15 protein-coding genes are annotated in these 15,568 nt (G+C 66.6%); 12 read left to right on the top strand and 3 right to left on the bottom strand.

Going from position 1 to position 15,568, the window contains the following annotated elements; genetic code table 11:
- From B5D62_RS15265 to B5D62_RS15250, 4 genes are all read left to right on the top strand, one after another.
- Positions 1 to 564: autotransporter outer membrane beta-barrel domain-containing protein (locus B5D62_RS15265; protein ID WP_139373887.1), on the top strand; the 564-nt coding region annotated here is incomplete at its 5' end.
- 146 nt (positions 565 to 710) lie between these two features.
- Positions 711 to 1,139 (top strand): MerR family transcriptional regulator, encoded by a 429-nt coding sequence (locus B5D62_RS15260; protein ID WP_085934695.1) that lies wholly within the window; start codon positions 711 to 713, stop codon positions 1,137 to 1,139.
- On the top strand, positions 1,075 to 1,476 hold the full coding sequence (locus B5D62_RS15255) for a carboxymuconolactone decarboxylase family protein (RefSeq protein WP_085934694.1): 402 nt from the start codon (positions 1,075 to 1,077) through the stop codon (positions 1,474 to 1,476). Before B5D62_RS15260 ends, B5D62_RS15255 begins: the two co-directional genes overlap by 65 nt.
- The gene (locus B5D62_RS15250; RefSeq protein WP_085934693.1) at positions 1,473 to 2,297 is read left to right on the top strand and encodes an NHL repeat-containing protein; all 825 of its coding nucleotides are present in this window, start codon (positions 1,473 to 1,475) and stop codon (positions 2,295 to 2,297) included. The genes B5D62_RS15255 and B5D62_RS15250 overlap by 4 nt, the downstream gene beginning before the upstream one ends.
- A 327-nt stretch (positions 2,298 to 2,624) precedes the next feature.
- Here B5D62_RS15250 and B5D62_RS15245 read toward each other — a convergent pair whose 3' ends face one another.
- Entirely contained in the window at positions 2,625 to 3,875 is a 1,251-nt protein-coding gene (locus tag B5D62_RS15245) for an NAD(P)/FAD-dependent oxidoreductase (RefSeq protein WP_085934692.1), read from the bottom strand.
- Between the two features lie 78 nt (positions 3,876 to 3,953).
- Here B5D62_RS15245 and hslV point away from each other — a divergent pair, with 78 nt between their 5' ends.
- Positions 3,954 to 4,511: an ATP-dependent protease subunit HslV gene (gene hslV, locus B5D62_RS15240; RefSeq protein WP_085934691.1), complete on the top strand. Its 558-nt coding sequence runs from the start codon at positions 3,954 to 3,956 to the stop codon at positions 4,509 to 4,511.
- A gap of 9 nt (positions 4,512 to 4,520) precedes the next feature.
- Positions 4,521 to 5,831, top strand: a complete 1,311-nt coding sequence (gene hslU / locus B5D62_RS15235) for an ATP-dependent protease ATPase subunit HslU (protein ID WP_085934690.1) — start codon at positions 4,521 to 4,523, stop codon at positions 5,829 to 5,831.
- A gap of 1 nt (position 5,832) precedes the next feature.
- Here hslU and B5D62_RS33385 read toward each other — a convergent pair whose 3' ends face one another.
- Both B5D62_RS33385 and B5D62_RS32910 read right to left on the bottom strand, forming a co-directional pair.
- The gene (locus B5D62_RS33385) at positions 5,833 to 5,970 is read right to left on the bottom strand and encodes a hypothetical protein (protein ID WP_170920951.1); all 138 of its coding nucleotides are present in this window, start codon (positions 5,968 to 5,970) and stop codon (positions 5,833 to 5,835) included.
- Positions 5,967 to 7,217, bottom strand: a complete 1,251-nt coding sequence (locus tag B5D62_RS32910; RefSeq protein WP_170920950.1) for an MFS transporter — start codon at positions 7,215 to 7,217, stop codon at positions 5,967 to 5,969. The genes B5D62_RS33385 and B5D62_RS32910 overlap by 4 nt, the downstream gene beginning before the upstream one ends.
- Positions 7,218 to 7,325: 108 nt before the next feature.
- Here B5D62_RS32910 and B5D62_RS32905 point away from each other — a divergent pair, with 108 nt between their 5' ends.
- The 6 genes from B5D62_RS32905 to B5D62_RS15205 all read left to right on the top strand — a co-directional run bounded on the left by B5D62_RS32905 (position 7,326) and on the right by B5D62_RS15205 (position 15,562).
- Positions 7,326 to 8,849, top strand: a complete 1,524-nt coding sequence (locus B5D62_RS32905) for an alpha/beta hydrolase (RefSeq protein ID WP_170920949.1) — start codon at positions 7,326 to 7,328, stop codon at positions 8,847 to 8,849.
- A gap of 180 nt (positions 8,850 to 9,029) precedes the next feature.
- Positions 9,030 to 11,030: a hydrogenase 4 subunit B gene (hyfB, locus tag B5D62_RS15225; protein ID WP_085934688.1), complete on the top strand. Its 2,001-nt coding sequence runs from the start codon at positions 9,030 to 9,032 to the stop codon at positions 11,028 to 11,030.
- On the top strand, positions 11,027 to 11,995 hold the full coding sequence (locus B5D62_RS15220; RefSeq protein WP_085934687.1) for a respiratory chain complex I subunit 1 family protein: 969 nt from the start codon (positions 11,027 to 11,029) through the stop codon (positions 11,993 to 11,995). Before hyfB ends, B5D62_RS15220 begins: the two co-directional genes overlap by 4 nt.
- A gap of 38 nt (positions 11,996 to 12,033) precedes the next feature.
- Positions 12,034 to 12,654, top strand: a complete 621-nt coding sequence (locus B5D62_RS15215; RefSeq protein WP_170920959.1) for a hydrogenase-4 component E — start codon at positions 12,034 to 12,036, stop codon at positions 12,652 to 12,654.
- On the top strand, positions 12,651 to 14,087 hold the full coding sequence (locus B5D62_RS15210) for a hydrogenase 4 subunit F (protein WP_085934685.1): 1,437 nt from the start codon (positions 12,651 to 12,653) through the stop codon (positions 14,085 to 14,087). Before B5D62_RS15215 ends, B5D62_RS15210 begins: the two co-directional genes overlap by 4 nt.
- Positions 14,084 to 15,562, top strand: coding sequence for a hydrogenase large subunit (locus B5D62_RS15205; RefSeq protein ID WP_085934684.1), 1,479 nt, complete (start codon positions 14,084 to 14,086; stop codon positions 15,560 to 15,562). Before B5D62_RS15210 ends, B5D62_RS15205 begins: the two co-directional genes overlap by 4 nt.
- Positions 15,563 to 15,568 lie beyond the last annotated feature (6 nt).

Genomic DNA, 15,568 nt, shown 5'->3' with positions numbered 1-15,568 from the left:
AACAACCAGATGTGGCGGACCATCGCCATCCCGGGCCTGGCGACGCGCACGGCGCAGGCCTCGACGGGGGCCAACCAGGTGTTCGGGCTGGTCGAGGGCGGCTATCGCTTCGCCTTCGGGTCGAGCGGCGACACGACGCTGGCGCCGTTCGCGCGGCTGCAGGGCTCGACGGTGACGCAGAACGGGTTCACGGAGACGGGGGCGCAGTCGCTGGACCTGACGGTGGCGCCGCAGACGACCAACTCGCTGCGCTCGGTGCTGGGGGCGCAGCTGGCGGGGACGGCGCAGCTGGGCTGGGGCGAGCCGCTGGCGCTGCAGGTCAAGCTGGGCTGGAGCCATGAATATGCCTCCACCTCGCTGCCGGTGACGGCGACGCTGGCGGGAGCACCGTCGACCTCGTTCACGACCTACGGCCTCTCGCCCCAGCGCGACGGCTTGCTGGTGGGGATGGGCGCCAGCACCGCCATCGCCCGGGCCACCTCGCTCTACGCCCGCTACGAGGGCCTGCTCTCCGGCTCCGACTCCAGCCACGCCTTCACTGCTGGCGTCAGGATGACGTGGTAGGGCGAGCGAACGGTCGACGCCGCGGCAGCGAAGGCGATCCGATGCGAGCGATCGAACATGCGGTCGCGGCCACGGGAAATGCCCGCTTGACTTAGAGTGCGCTCGAACTCGTAGCTTGTCGGGCGTCGTGACGGGAACGGGCGGGCATGAAGATCGGTGAACTGGCAAGGCGTTCGGGACTGTCGGCCCACACGATCCGCTACTACGAGCGGATCGGGCTGCTGCCCTATGCCGACCGGGATCGGTCCCGCTGCCGCGACTACGATGCCTCGATCCTGGTTTGGATCGAGTTTCTCGGGCGGCTCAAGACGATCGGCATGCCGGTCCGCGAGATGCTGCGCTATGCGGCGCTGCGTGAACGCGGCACCGGTACGGAGGCCGAGCGCCGCGAGTTGCTGGAGCGCCACCGCGAGCGCGTGCGCGCGCATGTGGCCGAGCTTACGGCCTGCCTTCTCGTCCTCGACACCAAGATCGACGGCTATGCCGTCCTGGAGAAGAGGAGCAAAGACGATGACGCAGCAATTCCCCAACGCCGGCGAAAGCCGCCTGGAGCGCGGTCGGCGCGCGCTCGCTGAGATCGACGGCGAAGCCGGTCACAAGGTCGTTGCGGCGCTCGCCGATATCGCACCGGACTTCGCCACTTATGTGTTGGAGTTTCCTTTTGGCGACATCTACTCACGGCAGGGACTCGGCCTGCGCGAGCGCGAGATCGCGACCATCGCCGCTCTTGCCGCACTCGGTAACGCCGCGCCGCAGCTCAAGGTCCATATCGAGGCCGGTCTGAACGTCGGCCTCGCGCGCGAGGAGATCGTCGAGATCCTCATACAGATGGCCGTCTACGCTGGCTTCCCGGCGGCGCTGAACGGCCTGTTCGCGGCCAAGGAGGTATTCGCGCAGAGGGCGGAGGCATGAGCCGCCGCCGCTTCCTGCTGCGCCGCAGCCTGCTGCAGCGGAGTGCGGCGCTGCCGCTGGTGGCGATCGCCCGATCGACCGCGCAAGCGGCCGAGCCGGCCAGATTGTGGAATGGCTTCAGCGCGCCGGTCGGCATGGGCTTCGACCGCCGTGGCCTGCTCTATGTCGCGGAGTGGAGTGCCGGCAGGATCTCCCGGATCGCGCCCGATGGCGGCCGCTCGATCTTTGCCGAGGGGTTGGAGGGGCCGGCCGGGCTCGCTGTCGGTCCCGACGATGCCCTGTATGTCGGCTCCTATGCGCGTAGCGAGGTCTATCGCTTTACGATTGATGGTCGACGCACCGTACACGTAACGGGCCTCGCTACGCCGGCCGGTCTCGCCTTCGATCGCGCGGGACGGCTGTTGATTGCCAATCGTGCGACCAACGAGATTCTCGCCGTCACCGGCGAGAACCGCATCGAGCCCATCATCCGTGATCTCAACACGCCCGTCGGCATGGTGCAGACGCCCGACGGCGGCCATGTCGTCGCCAATATCGCTGGCGGCGTGACGATCGTCGGGCCGGATGGCAGCCGCCGTGATGCGGGGCAGGCCTTCCGTGCGCCCGGTGCCGGCGTCGTGCTGACGCCAACCGGTCAAGTCTTCGTCGCCGACTATGGCGGCACGACGGTGCGCGAAATCCTCATGAACGGGAGTTCGCGCGCGATCGCGGACGGGCTATCGAGTCCTGTCGGGCTGGTGGTGGCGCCGGATGGCCAGTCGTTACTGACGGCTACGTGGGGCGACGGCGCGATCTATCGCATCGTCCTTGCCGACGGATAGGAGCGGTGTTCCCGGCATCTGCCTCGCCGCCCCAAGCCCGGGCCACGATATGACGGCCCGGGAAAGCGCATTGGTCGATGAGTTCATTGCGCGCCGCCGATCGCTGCGCTGCTCTATGAATGATGCGTGCGTGCGCCCCCAGAGATAGCGACCGGAATCGGTGAAGTCAGCCATCGGCCGTATGCTGCCTGGCATGTTGCCCCATCAGGCGTTCCGCCCTGTCGTTCCAGCGCGCGCTTGGGCCGATACGACGCACGATTCATTAAATTTCCATTTATTTAAGCGTTACCTCGCGGTAACTATCGGACCCGCAGCGGCTTCCGTCACTCAGCCGAAGCGTCCCGGATCGCAGCCCTCCAACCCGTCCGGCAGCGGCTCACCATCCATCTGCCCCGCGATCAGTCGGGCAGTTACTGTTGCGAGCGTAAGGCCAAGATGCTGATGGCCGTAGCCGCAATAGACATTGGCAAGCCGCGGTGCCCGGCCGATAGCGGGCCGATAGTCGGGCAGGGTCGGCCGCTCTCCGATCCAGCGGCTCGTCTCGGCGCCGCCGACGCCCGGGAAGATGGCGGCGAAGTGCTTCTTCAGCAGATCGGCACGATGCCAGGACGGCGGCTGATGCGGCGCCGCCAGTTCGACGGTACCGGCAAGCCGTACGCCGTCGGCCATCGGCGTGAAGAACAAGCCGCGCTCGGGCGGGCTGACCGGCAGGTCGAAGCGCACGTTGTCGGGCGCCAGCATGACGTGATAGCCGCGCTCGGCCACCAGCGGTGCGTTGAAGCCCAGCAGCCGTGTGAGTTCGCCCGAGGCGCGGCCGGCCGTGATCACGACCGCCTTCGCTGGCAGCTCGGCATCGGTGAGCTTCACCGAGTTCACGTGGTTGCCCGATCGGCCGAAGCCGCGGACCTTGCCGCGCAGGATGACGCCGCCGTCGGCGGCGAAGCGTTCGGCGAGGGTAGCGACTACCTTGTGCGGATCGATGCTGTGGCCGCCATTGGGGTAGAAGATGCCGCGCGTGATGTGTGGGCTGAGGCCGGGCGCGATCTCGCGGGCGCGCGCGCCGTCGACGATCTCGAACGTGGTCCCCTTGTCGCTCTGCAGATTGCGCATCTCGTCCGTATCGAGGAACGCCGCCTCGCTTTCATAGACGTAGAGCGCGCCGCGCGTGCGGAACAGTTCGCCCAGCCCGGACGCCTGGATCTCCGTCTTCCAGGCAATGTCAGCTTGCAGCATCAGCGCCTTGAGCGATGCCTTGCCCTTGGCGACTTCCTTCTTGTCGAGCGAGGCCCGTGCGAAACGCGCCATCCAGGGCAGCAAGGAGGGCAGGCTGGGAGGATGCACGGTGAGCGGTCCGTCGCGATCCATCAGCATTTGCGGCGTCTTCTTCAGGGTCGCCGGCCGGGCGAGCGGGATCAGGCTGTCGAACGAGAGATACCCGGCATTGCCGAACGAGGTGGCGCGACCGGGCTCGTCGCTGTCGACCAGGGTGACGCGGTGGCCAGCGCGCTGCACGGCGCGCGCCGTCGCGGCGCCGACGATTCCGGCGCCGATGACGATGACAGGGGCTTCAGGATCCATGCGCGGACGTTAGCACGCGACCGAGGCGGAGCCGCAATCGTGATTGAATTGTCGGCCTGAATGATTATTTAGCGTCCCATGTCCCCACAATCCGACCCGAATTTCCCCGGCTGGCATGCCACGACGATCCTCACTGTCCGCAAGGGCGACCAGGTGGTGATGGCGGGCGACGGCCAGGTCTCGATGGGCCAGACCATCGTCAAGGGCAACGCCAAGAAGGTGCGCCGCCTCGGCAATGGCCAGATCATCGGCGGCTTCGCCGGCGCCACGGCCGATGCCTTCACCTTGTTCGAACGGCTGGAATCCAAGCTCGAGCGACATCCTGGGCAACTCCTGCGCGCCTGCATCGAACTTGCAAAGGATTGGCGCACCGACCGGTACTTGCGGCGTCTCGAGGCGATGATGGCGGTGGCGGACAAGGAGGTCTCCCTGCTGCTGTCGGGCACGGGCGACGTGCTGGAGCCGGAAGGCGGCATCATCGCCATCGGCTCCGGCGGCAACTACGCCCTCTCCGCGGCCCGTGCGCTGATCGATGTCGATGGGCTCGATGCCGAGACGATCGCCCGCAAGGCGATGAACATCGCGGCCGATATCTGCGTCTACACCAACCACAACATCGTCCTCGAGAAGCTCTGAGCCATAATCATGGGCAACGATTTTTCCCCCCGCGAGATCGTCTCCGAACTCGACAAGCACATCGTCGGCCAGCAGGAGGCCAAGCGCGCGGTTGCGATCGCGCTGCGCAACCGCTGGCGCCGCTTGCAGCTGCCTGAGGCGCTGCGCGAGGAAGTGCTGCCGAAGAACATCCTGATGATCGGCCCGACCGGCTGCGGCAAGACCGAGATCGCGCGTCGGTTGGCCAAGCTCGCCAATGCGCCGTTCCTCAAGGTCGAGGCGACCAAGTTCACCGAGGTCGGTTATGTCGGGCGCGACGTCGAGCAGATCGCGCGTGACCTGATGGAAGCCGCGATCGACATGACGCGCGAGCGCCTGCGCAAGGACGTGCGGGCCAAGGCCGAGCTCGCGGCCGAGGATCGCGTGCTCGACGCGCTGTGCGGCGCCAATGCCAGCGAAGAAACGCGGCTGCGATTCCGGCAGAAGCTGCGCAACGGCGAACTCAACGACCGCGAGATCGAGGTCGAGGTGGCCGACCAGGGCGCGCCCATGCAGTTCGAGGTGCCGGGGCAACCGGGTGCGTCGGTCGGCATGATCAATATCAGCGACATGCTGGGCAAGGCCTTCGGCGGGCGAACCAAGAAGCGCAAGATGACGGTGGCCGAGTCCTACGAGACGCTGATGCGGGAGGAGAGCGACCGCTTGCTCGACCAGGAGCGTGTCGTGCGCGAGGCCCGCGAGTCGGTCGAGCAGAACGGCATCGTCTTCATCGACGAGATCGACAAGATCACGGCCCGCAGCGAGTTCCGCGGTGGCGGTGACGTCAGCCGCGAGGGCGTGCAGCGCGACCTGCTGCCTCTGATCGAGGGCACGACGGTGAACACCAAGCACGGTCCGGTGAAGACCGACCATGTGCTGTTCATCTGCTCGGGTGCGTTCCATCTCGCCAAGCCGTCGGACATGCTGCCGGAACTGCAGGGCCGCCTGCCGATCCGCGTCAGCCTGGCCTCGCTCAGCCAGGAGGATTTCCGCCGCATCCTGACCGAGCCGGAGGCCAGCCTGGTCAAGCAGTACAAGGCGCTGATGGCGACGGAGAAGGTCGATCTCGATTTCAACGGCGAGGCGATCGACGAACTGGCGCGGCTCTCTGCCGAGATCAACGAGACGGTCGAGAATATCGGCGCCCGTCGCCTGCACACGGTGATGGAGAAGCTGCTTGAGGAAATCAGCTTCACCGCCTCCGACAAGCCGGGCGAGAAGATCGAGATCGACGCCGCCTACGTGCGCGAGCGCGTGAGCACGCTGGCCAAGAACGCCGATCTCAGCAAATACGTGCTCTGACCTAGAAGCAGTAGGTCTCGACCATGTCGACGAGATAGGCCGCGCCGTTCCTGCCCCACAGCACGAACGATACGGCCGTCGCGGCGACCGCCAGCGCGGCGACGCCCCACAGCAGCAGGGAGCGCCAGCCGGCCGTCATGCGGGCTGCGCCGCCAGCGCGGTGGGCCGCGCCACCGGCTTCTCGACGATCGGCCAGTGCAGCAGGGCCGAGATCACGCCCAGCGCGATCGAGATCCACCACATGGCGTCGTAGTTGCCGGTGAGATCGAACAGCTTGCCGCCGCCCCAGCCGCCGAAGAACGAACCGACCTGGTGGCCTAGGAAGACGAAGCCGTTCAGCATGGTGAGATGCACGGGTCCGAAGATGTAGCCGACCAGAGAGGTGGTGAGCGGCACGGTGCCCAGCCACAGGAAGCCCAGAGCGCCGGCGAAGGCTAGCACCGAGAAGGCCGAGAGCGGCGCCAGCACGAAGGAGAGGAAGACCAGCGAGCGCAGGAGATAGAGAGTGGCCAGCAGGTTCTTGCGCTGGAAGCGCGCCCCGAGCGAACTCCAGATGATCGAGCCGGCGATGTTGAACAGGCCGACCATGCCGATGCTCCAGCCGCCCAGTTCGGCGGGAGAGAGCTTGAGGCCGAACAGCGCCAGCCCGACGCCCTTGTCGGAGATGTAGGCGGGCAGATGGCCGCCGACGAAGGCGACGTGGAAGCCGCAGACGAAATAACCGACGACCAGCAGCACGTAACTGCGCTGACCGAAAGCCTCGGCCAATGCCTCTCGCGAGGTCTGCCGGCCGCCGCTCGCCTTTCGGGCAGCGGCGATCTGCTTGCTGTCATTGAGGCCGATCGGCAGCAGGATCATCAGCACCGCGAGCACCGTCAGTGCCCACATCGTGGGACGCCAGTCGCCGAAATAGTTCTGCAGCACCGAGGCCAGCGGCACGATGAAGAACTGGCCGAAGGAGCCACCGGCCGAGCAGATCCCGACCGCGAGTGCCTGCTTGGCGGGTGGCGCCAGGCGCAGGATCACGCCGAGCACGGGGCCGAACGTGGCGGCGGAGAGGCCGATGCCGACCAGCACGTTGCCGACCACTAGCATGACGCCGCTGTGCATGGTGGCGGTTACGACCATTCCCAGCACATAGACGGCGGCGCCACCTGCGATGGTGGGAGCGGAGCCGAAGCGATCGGCAAGCCGGCCGGAGAAGGGGGCGAAGACTCCCATCAGCAGCATCGACAGCGCGGTGCCGAAGGAGAACAGCTCGCGCCCGACATGCAGCTCGGCCGAGACCGGCTTCAGGAAGATGCCGAAGCTCTGGCGCACGCCAAGACCGATGGTGAGGACGAGGAACCCGCACCAGACGGCAGTCCAGTAGGATCTGTTGTTCATGAGGCTAAATTGGGGCGGCCGCAGGCCCATTTGCAAGCCGGCCGCGCCACGCCCTGCGCTAGAATTGTTCATGGCGCTACAAGCTGCGATGTGGTCCAACAACCAAGCATGATCCAACGTCTGTTCGGGGCCGGTCTGGCGGCGTTTCTGGTGCTGATGGCCGGCGCCGCCGTGGCCGGGCCGCGACTCGAGCGCGATCGCTGTGTCTTCAAGCCGCCGCGCGGCGACAGGCTCGAATGCTATACGCTGATCGTGCCGGAGAATCGCGAGCAGCCGCAGGGCGCCGAGGTGCGGCTCAAGGTGGCGGTGCTGAAAGCGCGGCGGGCGCTGGCGCGCGATCCAGTGATCTATCTCGCCGGCGGACCCGGCGATTCGCCGCTGGTGGCCTACAATGCCGGCGCCGATCCCCTGGCCGAAGGCGACTGGTGGAACGACACCGCCAACATCCGCCGCAAGCGGGACGTCATCATCGTCAGCGAGCGCGGTGCCGGAGGCTCGGCCCCCAATCTCGATTGCTTCGAGCCACGCAGCACCGAACCGGCCCGCGCCAAGCGGCGCGCCATCACCGAGCCGCAGGAGCGGGACATCCTGCTGCGCTGCCGCGCCGACTTCGACAAGCGCAAGATCGATCTCGCGATGTTCACGACGCCCGCGCTCGCGGACGATGTTGCCGATCTTGTCAAGGCGATGCATCTCGAGAAGGTCAATCTCTACGGCATCTCCTACGGCACGCGCTGGGCGCTGGAGGTGATGCGTCGCCATCCCGAGATCGTGAGATCGGTGGTGCTGGACGGCGTCTATCCGCCGCAGATCAATGGCGAGCAGAATGAGCCGGAGATCGTCCGTGGCGTGTTCGAGCAGCTGTATGCCGACTGTGCGGCCGACAAGCTGTGCCGCGAGCGCAATCCCAACCTTGCCACCGTGACGCGCACGGTAATCGCCAATGCCGATCGCAATCCGATCGAGGTGACGCTCGATCTCGACGACGGGGCGCGCAAGGTCAAGCTCGACAGCGCCAAGCTTCTCCTGATCCTGCTCCACATGATGCGTGAGGGCGACGCGTCGATGGTGCCGGAAACGGTGACCGCCCTGAGCCATGGCGATCGACGGTTGATCACGCAGTTCGCCGAGACGCTGGAGGACGACGAGGGCGCCCTCACCGAGGCCAATGCCCAGCAGTTCGGCGGCCTGTTCAACACCATCGAATGCCGCGAGAGCTGGGCTGCGGTCGACCAGGCGGCGCGGGACCAGGCGATCCAGGCCGGCGGCGTCTACAGCCTCAGCGCGCAGATGAGCAAGCTCGGGGCCTATTGCCCGGTCTGGCGGGTCCCCGTGGCGCCGCCCGCCGAGCGGCAGCCGGTCGTCTCCGAGATCCCGACGCTGCTGCTGAGTGGCGGCTATGACTGGCTGACACCGTCCTCCTGGGGACGAGAGGCGGCGCGGCATCTATCGCTCTCGCGACACATCATCTTCCGCGCCCAGGGCCATGGCGTCTCGGCCCAGGATCAATGTGCCGCCCGCCTGCGCGACGAGTTCTTCGAGGCGCCGGATCCGCGCTATCCGCCCTCCTGCCGTGCCGACACGCCGCTCGATTTCGCCGGCGCCGCAGAACGGGTCAACGCCCTGCCCTGAAAAGGGGCGCTGCGCGTTTGATCACAATCAAGGCCGACTGCTTGCCGGCGTGATCAATAAGATCTCTCCGTCGGACGCGATCTTAACTTCTATGTGACGGCGTTCGTTTGCTAGACTGGAACGCATTGGACACAAAAAGTCTGTGAAATAGCAAAGAGGCAGTAGTCAGCCGTGCCGGAAATGTATCTCCAAGGGGCCGCGCTCGGAGCGTTGGTTGTCGCGGCGGCCCTCGCTGCGGGACTGCGCGGTACGGTACTGGCGATCGTCTACCCGGTTGCGGCCGTCGCGGCGGTCGTGATGGGCGTCGTCGATCTCGGCGTCCTGCTGCAGGGCGGCCAACTGGCGGCGCGACTGCCGATCGGCCTGCCGACGATCGGCGGCTTCCATCTGCGCCTGGATCCGCTGTCGGCCTTCTTCGGCGTGGTGATCAACGGCGGCGTGCTGGCTGCCAGCCTGTACGGCATGGGACTCGACCGGGCCAAGGACCTGACGCCGCGCGTCGAGCCGCTGTTTCCGCTGTTCGCGGCGGCGATGAACCTCGTGCTACTGGCGGACGACGCCTACGCCTTCCTCCTGTCGTGGGAGTTGATGTCGCTCGCCTCCTGGGCGCTGGTGGTGGCCCGGCATACGAGCGTCGAGAACCGCCGCGCGGGCCATCTCTATCTGGTCATGGCCGCCATCGGCACGACCGCGCTGATCTTCGCCTTCGGCGGCCTGGCCGGCCCTGCCGGCGGCTATGCCTTCGATACCATTCGCGCCCATGCGCCGGCGCCGATGGTCGCGGTCCTGGTCCTGACGGCGGCCTTGATCGGCTGCGGCTCGAAAGGCGGACTGGTGCCGCTCCATGCCTGGTTGCCGCTCGCCCATCCAGCGGCGCCGAGCCACGTCTCGGCTCTGATGAGCGGCGTCATGACGAAGGTTGCGATCTACGGTTTCGTGCGCATCACGTTCGATCTGCTGGGGCCGGCCGCCTGGTGGTGGGCCCTGCCGCCCATCGTACTGGGGGCGATCACGGCGGTGCTCGGTCTGCTCTACGCCGTGTTCGATCGCGACCTGAAGCGGGTTCTCGCCTATTCGACGGTCGAGAATGTCGGGCTGATCTTCGTCGCCCTGGGCCTTGCCCTCGCCTTTCGCGCCAACAACCAGAATGCGGCGGCGGCCGTGGCCATGGCGGCGGCGCTGCTGCACGTCCTCAACCATTCCTGGTTCAAGTCGCTGCTCTTCCTGGGGGCTGGCGCCGTCCTCCATGCCACAGGCCGCCGCGATCTCGACGGGCTGGGTGGCCTGATCCACCGCATGCCGCGGACGGCGGTGTTCTTCCTGATCGGCGCGCTCGCCATCTCGGCGCTGCCGCCGCTGAACGGCTTCGTCTCGGAATGGCTGCTGTTCCAGTCGGTGCTTGCCGCTCCGGCCATGCCCCAGATCACGCTGAACTTCGCATCGCCGGCGATCGGCGCCATGCTGGCCCTGGCCGCCGCCCTGGCCGCTGCCTGCTTTGTCCGTGTCTACGGCATCGCCTTCCTCGGGCGCCCGCGCAGTGCCGAGGCGGCCCACGCCCATGAAGTCTCCCTTCCGCAGCAGATCGCCATGGGAGGCCTGGCCCTGTTGTGCATCCTGGGCGGCCTGTTCGGCAGCGTGATCGTGCTCGGGCTCGCGCCTGTGCTCACCACCCTCGTCGGGAGCGGTCTGCCGAACGCGGGTACCGGTCCGACGCCGTTCTCTTTGATCGCGTTCGATGCCGCGCGCAGCATCTACGATGCGCCGATCATCGCGCTTTTCGTGGCGATTGCCTCATTGACCACTCTGGTTGTCGTGCATCGCCTGTCCGAACGCCGCACGCGGCGCGGTCCGGCCTGGGATTGCGGCTTCCCCGATCCGTCGGCGGCGACGCAATACACCGCGTCGAGCTTCGCGCAACCGCTGCGCCGGGTTTACGGAGCGGTCGCGTTCTCGGCGCGTGAAACAGTCGTGATGCCGCCACCGGGCGACACACGGCCGGCGCGCTTCTCGGTGACGCTGGTCGATTTCGTCTGGACCACGCTCTACGTCATGCCCGGCCGCGCCGTGCTGCGTCTGTCGGAGCGGCTCAACGCCCTGCAGTTTCTCTCCATCCGCCGCTACCTGGTGCTGATGTTTGCCGCCCTCGTCATCCTGCTCTCGATCGCCACGGTGATGACATGACCGGCGATTTCCTGATCCAGCTCCTGGCGCAGGGCACCCAGATGTTCATGGTCCTGCTCATCGCGCCCCTCACGGTCGGTGTGGTGCGCCGCGTCAAGGCGATCCTGATGCGGCGACAGGGGGCACCGCTGCTGCAGGGTTATCGCGACCTGTCCAAGCTCCTGCACAAGGAATCGGTGATCGCCGACAGCGCCTCCTGGCTGTTCCGCTCGGCGCCGTCCCTGATCTTCGCCCTCACCTGGGTTGCAGCGGCGCTCGTGCCGAGTTTCGCCTCCGGCCTGATGTTCAACTGGGCCGCCGACGTGGTGGCGCTGGTCGCCCTGCTGGGTGCCGCGCGCGCCCTGCTGGCCTTGGCCGGCATGGATGTCGGCACGAGCTTCGGCGGCATCGGCTCCTCGCGCGAGATGATGATCGCTACGCTGGCCGAGCCGGCCATGATGCTGATCGTGCTGACGCTGGCCATCGCCGCGGGCACGACGCGGCTTCCAGGCGTGGCCGATTTCTTCATCGGCCAGCCCATTGCCGTGCGGGTCTCGCTCGCCTTGTCGTTGATCGCCCTGATCATCGTGGCGCTGGCCGAGAACGCCCGCATCCCGGTCGACAATCCGACCACCCATCTCGAGCTCACCATGGTCCACGAGGCGATGATCCTCGAATATTCGGGGCGCCATCTCGCCCTGATCGAGGCGGCGAGCTACCTGAAGCTGGTTCTCTATCTTTCGCTGCTGATCTGCCTGTTCGCGCCGTTCGGGATGGCCCCGGCGACGGCCAGCTTTGGCGGCTGGGCCATCGGGCTGGTCGCCTGGGTCGCCAAGCTGCTAGGCGGCGCGGCGCTGCTGGGCGTGTGGGAAGTCAGCATCGCCAAGATGCGCGTGTTCCGCCTGCCCGACTATCTCGGAGTCGCCTTCGTGTTCGGTTTCCTCGCCATCCTCCTGGCGTTCCTCAGCCGCGGAGTCGGGCAGTGAACGAGGTCTACGACATCTCCCATCTGCTGGCGGGCGTCATGCTGGTGACGAGCTTCGCCCTCCTCTATCAGGGCCGCATCGCTTCCGTGGTCAATACGTTCGCCGCGCAGTCGATCACCCTGTCCCTGGCGGTCGCCTGGGCAGCCTGGTCGCAGGATCGGCCGGATCTTTTCATCACGGCGACGATCGCGTTCACGCTCAAGGGCGTCATCATCCCGATCGCCCTTCACCGCACGGTGGCGCGGCTCGGCATCCATCACGAGGTCGAGAAGGTCGTGGGCGTGGGCATTGCCCTGATGGTGGGGCTCGCGCTTACCGCTTTGGCTCAGGCGCTGCTTCTCAAGGTCGCCCATAGTCCGGAGAACTACTATGCCGGAGAGCAACTCGCCCTGGCGCTGGCCATCATTCTGCTCGGCTTCTTGATGATGATCCTGCGACGCAACGCCGTGACCCAGGTGGTCGGCTTCATGTCGATGGAGAATGGCCTCATCCTCGCGGCGACGGGCGCCCGCGGCATGCCGCTGGTCGTCGAAGTCAGCGTCGCCTTCTCGGTCCTGATCGCGTTGTTCGTCTTTGCCGTCTTCGTGTTCCGCATCCGCGAGCGCTTCGACACGATCGACGTGGGAGCGCTCGATCGCATGCGCGGGGATCGGCGATGATTCATACTTATCAGTTCGTAGTGCTGGTGCCCTATGTCGCCGCGCTCATTCTCGTGGCGATCCCCAGCTATCGCGTCGGGGCGATCGTCAATGTCGTTGCCTCGGGCCTTACCTTCGCCGCCGGCCTGTGGCTGGTGGGAGGCGAGCGCACCGTCGGCCACTATGCGATTGTCGACGAGTTCAACATCGTCTTCATCGCCATCAACACCCTGGTCGGGTTCACGACCTCGATCTTCAGCGCGTCCTACATCGGGCACGAGATCGAGACCGGGCGGTTGCCGCCGAGCTTCCTGCGATTCTACCACGCTATGTTCCAGGCGATGATGGGGTCGATGAACGTCTCGCTGATCGCCAACAATATCGGCGTCATGTGGGTCGGCCTCGAGATCGCGACCTTGATCACGGTGGTGATGGTCGGTCTGTACCGCACGCCGCAGTCGATCGAGGCGGCCTGGAAGTACTTCATCCTTGCAAGCGTTGGCATCTCGCTGGCCTTCTTCGGGACCATCCTGATCTATCTCGCCGGCCAGCCGGCGCTGGGCGAGGGCGTTCCGGCCATGACCTGGAGCCTGCTCGAGGGTGCCGCCTCGAAGATGGATCCGGCCATCCTCGATCTCGCCTTCATCTTCCTGCTGATCGGCTATGGCACCAAGGTGGGACTGGCTCCACTGCACGCCTGGCTTCCCGATGCGCATGCCGAGGGACCGACGCCGATCTCGGCCGTGCTTTCCGGCCTGCTTTTGAACGTGGCGCTCTACGCCCTGCTGCGCTTCAAGATGGTCATTGCCGGGCACCCGGCCGCGCTCAATCCGGGCCCGGTGATGATCACGATGGGGCTGGTGTCGCTGGTCTTCGCGGCATTCATGCTCTACCAGCGCCGCGACATCAAACGGCTGTTCGCCTATTCCTCCATCGAGCATATGGGGTTGATCGTCTTCGCCTTCGGCATGGGCGGACCACTCGCCAACTTCGCCGGCCTGCTGCACATGGCGATGCACAGCCTGACCAAGTCCGGCATCTTTTTCGCCGTCGGTCATATCGCCCAGGCTAAGGGCACGCAGCGTATCGCCGAGATTACCGGATTGAGCGAGAGTCATCCGCGGCTGGCGATCGCCTTTGCTCTGGCGGTGCTGGCGATCTGCGGCATGCCGCCATTCGGCGTCTTCGCCAGCGAGTTCCTGATCCTGACCACCACCTTTGCCCGCGAACCGTGGCTGGCGCTTGTCCCGGCGTTTGGGTTGCTGGTGGCCTTCGGCGCCCTGCTGATGCGGCTGCAGGGCGTGATCTTCGGCGAGCCGGCGGGACAGTCGCATCCCGTCAAGGCGTCCTTCGTGCCTATCGTCATGCATCTGCTGCTGGTGCTGACGGCAGGCATCTACCTGCCGGCGGTGCTGGTCGCCTGGTTCCGGCGGGCTGCGGAGCTTCTCGGATGAGCGCCGTGGTGTCCCTGACCGATTTGATCTCGGGCCGCGAAGCCGGCCGCGACGGCTATGTGCGCCTGGATGTGACGCCGGACCTCTGGACTGCCTTGGCGCGAAGCTGCGCCCAGGGCTCGGTCGATCTGAGTGCGCTGTGGGCCGATGGTGGCAAGGTCCGCATGGCCCTGAACGGCGACGGGCAGCGCGTCATCGTCTCGCTCGAAACCGATGGCGGCGCCTATCCGTCGGTAGCAGCCATACATGCCCCGGCGATGCGACTGGAGCGGGCGGCGCGCGATCTCTATGGCCTTCGGCCGGTTGGCCTGCCCGACGAGCGGGCGTGGCTCGATCATGGCCGCTGGCCGGACAGCACGGCGGAGACACGCTACACATTCCTGCCGGTCGAGGGCGACGACCTGCACCAGATCCCGGTCGGTCCGGTCCATGCCGGCATCATCGAGCCCGGCCATTTTCGCTTCACGGCGAGCGGCGAGACCGTGGTGCGGCTCGAGGAGCGGCTGGGCTACGTGCACAAGGGTGTCGAACGCCTCATGGCCGGGGCCGATATCGCCCGTGGTGCCAAGCTCGCTGCCCGCATCTCGGGCGATAGCACGGTCGCCTATGGCTGGGCTTTTGCCGGCGCCGTCGAGGCGGCGCTCGACTGGGTGGTGCCTCCCCGGGGCGTGATGCTGCGCGCCGTTTTGGCCGAGATCGAACGGCTGTCGCATCACATCAGCGACGTCGGCGCCATCTGCAACGATGCCAGCGTCATCACAATCAACGCCCGCTGCATGCTTCAGCGCGAGGACGTGCTGACGGTCGCCAAGAGCTGCTTCGGCCATCGCATGATGATGGATCGGATCGTTCCCGGTGGAGTCGCCGTAGACCTCTCGAGCGAGGCCGTCGGTCGCATCCTGGAGCTTCTGGACCGGCTCGAGGAAACCCGCGCCGAGATCCTGAGGGTCTATGACAGCATGCCGTCACTGCAGGACCGGACGGTCACGACCGGCATCGTGAAGCCAGATCTGGCCCGCCAGTTCGCGGCCGGCGGCTACGTCGGCCGAGCGTCGGGTCGCGCCTTCGATGCGCGCAAGAACTTCGCCTATGCGCCCTACGATCGACTCGATTTCGATCTCAAGACCCGCAGCACGGGCGACGTCGACGGACGTTTGATGGTGCGCATGGACGAGATCGTCGAGAGCACCAAGATGATCCGCGGCCTCCTGCACCGCCTGCCGGCGGGGCCTGTCCGTAGCGACATGCCGGCCGCCCGGGCGGGAGAGGGAGCGGCGCTGATCGAGGCGTTCCGAGGCGATGTCTTCATGACCGTGCGGCTCGACGAGGCGGGCCGTCTGGCCCGTGCCCATGCGCGCGATGCCAGCTGGTTCCAGTGGCCGCTACTGGAGGCGGCCATCGAAGGCAACATCGTCGCGGACTTCCCGCTCTGCAACAAGTCGTTCAACTGCTCCTACTCGGGTCACGATCTGTGAGGAGGG

It is taken from the genome of Enhydrobacter aerosaccus, from assembly GCF_900167455.1.
Taxonomy (GTDB): Bacteria; Pseudomonadota; Alphaproteobacteria; order Reyranellales; family Reyranellaceae; genus Reyranella; species Reyranella aerosaccus.
This window is presented reverse-complemented; position numbering and strand designations above follow the sequence as displayed.

Coding starts and splice junctions, on each gene's coding strand:
- B5D62_RS32905 (WP_170920949.1), top strand. CDS start 7,326: ATGATCCAACGTCTGTTCGGGGCCGGTCTGGCGGCGTTTCTGGTGCTG.
- B5D62_RS15210 (WP_085934685.1), top strand. CDS start 12,651: ATGATTCATACTTATCAGTTCGTAGTGCTGGTGCCCTATGTCGCCGCG.
- B5D62_RS15205 (WP_085934684.1), top strand. CDS start 14,084: ATGAGCGCCGTGGTGTCCCTGACCGATTTGATCTCGGGCCGCGAAGCC.
- B5D62_RS15215 (WP_170920959.1), top strand. CDS start 12,034: ATGCTGGTGACGAGCTTCGCCCTCCTCTATCAGGGCCGCATCGCTTCC.
- B5D62_RS33385 (WP_170920951.1), bottom strand. CDS start 5,970: ATGACGGCCGGCTGGCGCTCCCTGCTGCTGTGGGGCGTCGCCGCGCTG.
- B5D62_RS15255 (WP_085934694.1), top strand. CDS start 1,075: ATGACGCAGCAATTCCCCAACGCCGGCGAAAGCCGCCTGGAGCGCGGT.
- hyfB (WP_085934688.1), top strand. CDS start 9,030: ATGTATCTCCAAGGGGCCGCGCTCGGAGCGTTGGTTGTCGCGGCGGCC.
- hslU (WP_085934690.1), top strand. CDS start 4,521: ATGGGCAACGATTTTTCCCCCCGCGAGATCGTCTCCGAACTCGACAAG.
- B5D62_RS32910 (WP_170920950.1), bottom strand. CDS start 7,217: ATGAACAACAGATCCTACTGGACTGCCGTCTGGTGCGGGTTCCTCGTC.
- B5D62_RS15260 (WP_085934695.1), top strand. CDS start 711: ATGAAGATCGGTGAACTGGCAAGGCGTTCGGGACTGTCGGCCCACACG.
- hslV (WP_085934691.1), top strand. CDS start 3,954: ATGTCCCCACAATCCGACCCGAATTTCCCCGGCTGGCATGCCACGACG.
- B5D62_RS15220 (WP_085934687.1), top strand. CDS start 11,027: ATGACCGGCGATTTCCTGATCCAGCTCCTGGCGCAGGGCACCCAGATG.
- B5D62_RS15250 (WP_085934693.1), top strand. CDS start 1,473: ATGAGCCGCCGCCGCTTCCTGCTGCGCCGCAGCCTGCTGCAGCGGAGT.
- B5D62_RS15245 (WP_085934692.1), bottom strand. CDS start 3,875: ATGGATCCTGAAGCCCCTGTCATCGTCATCGGCGCCGGAATCGTCGGC.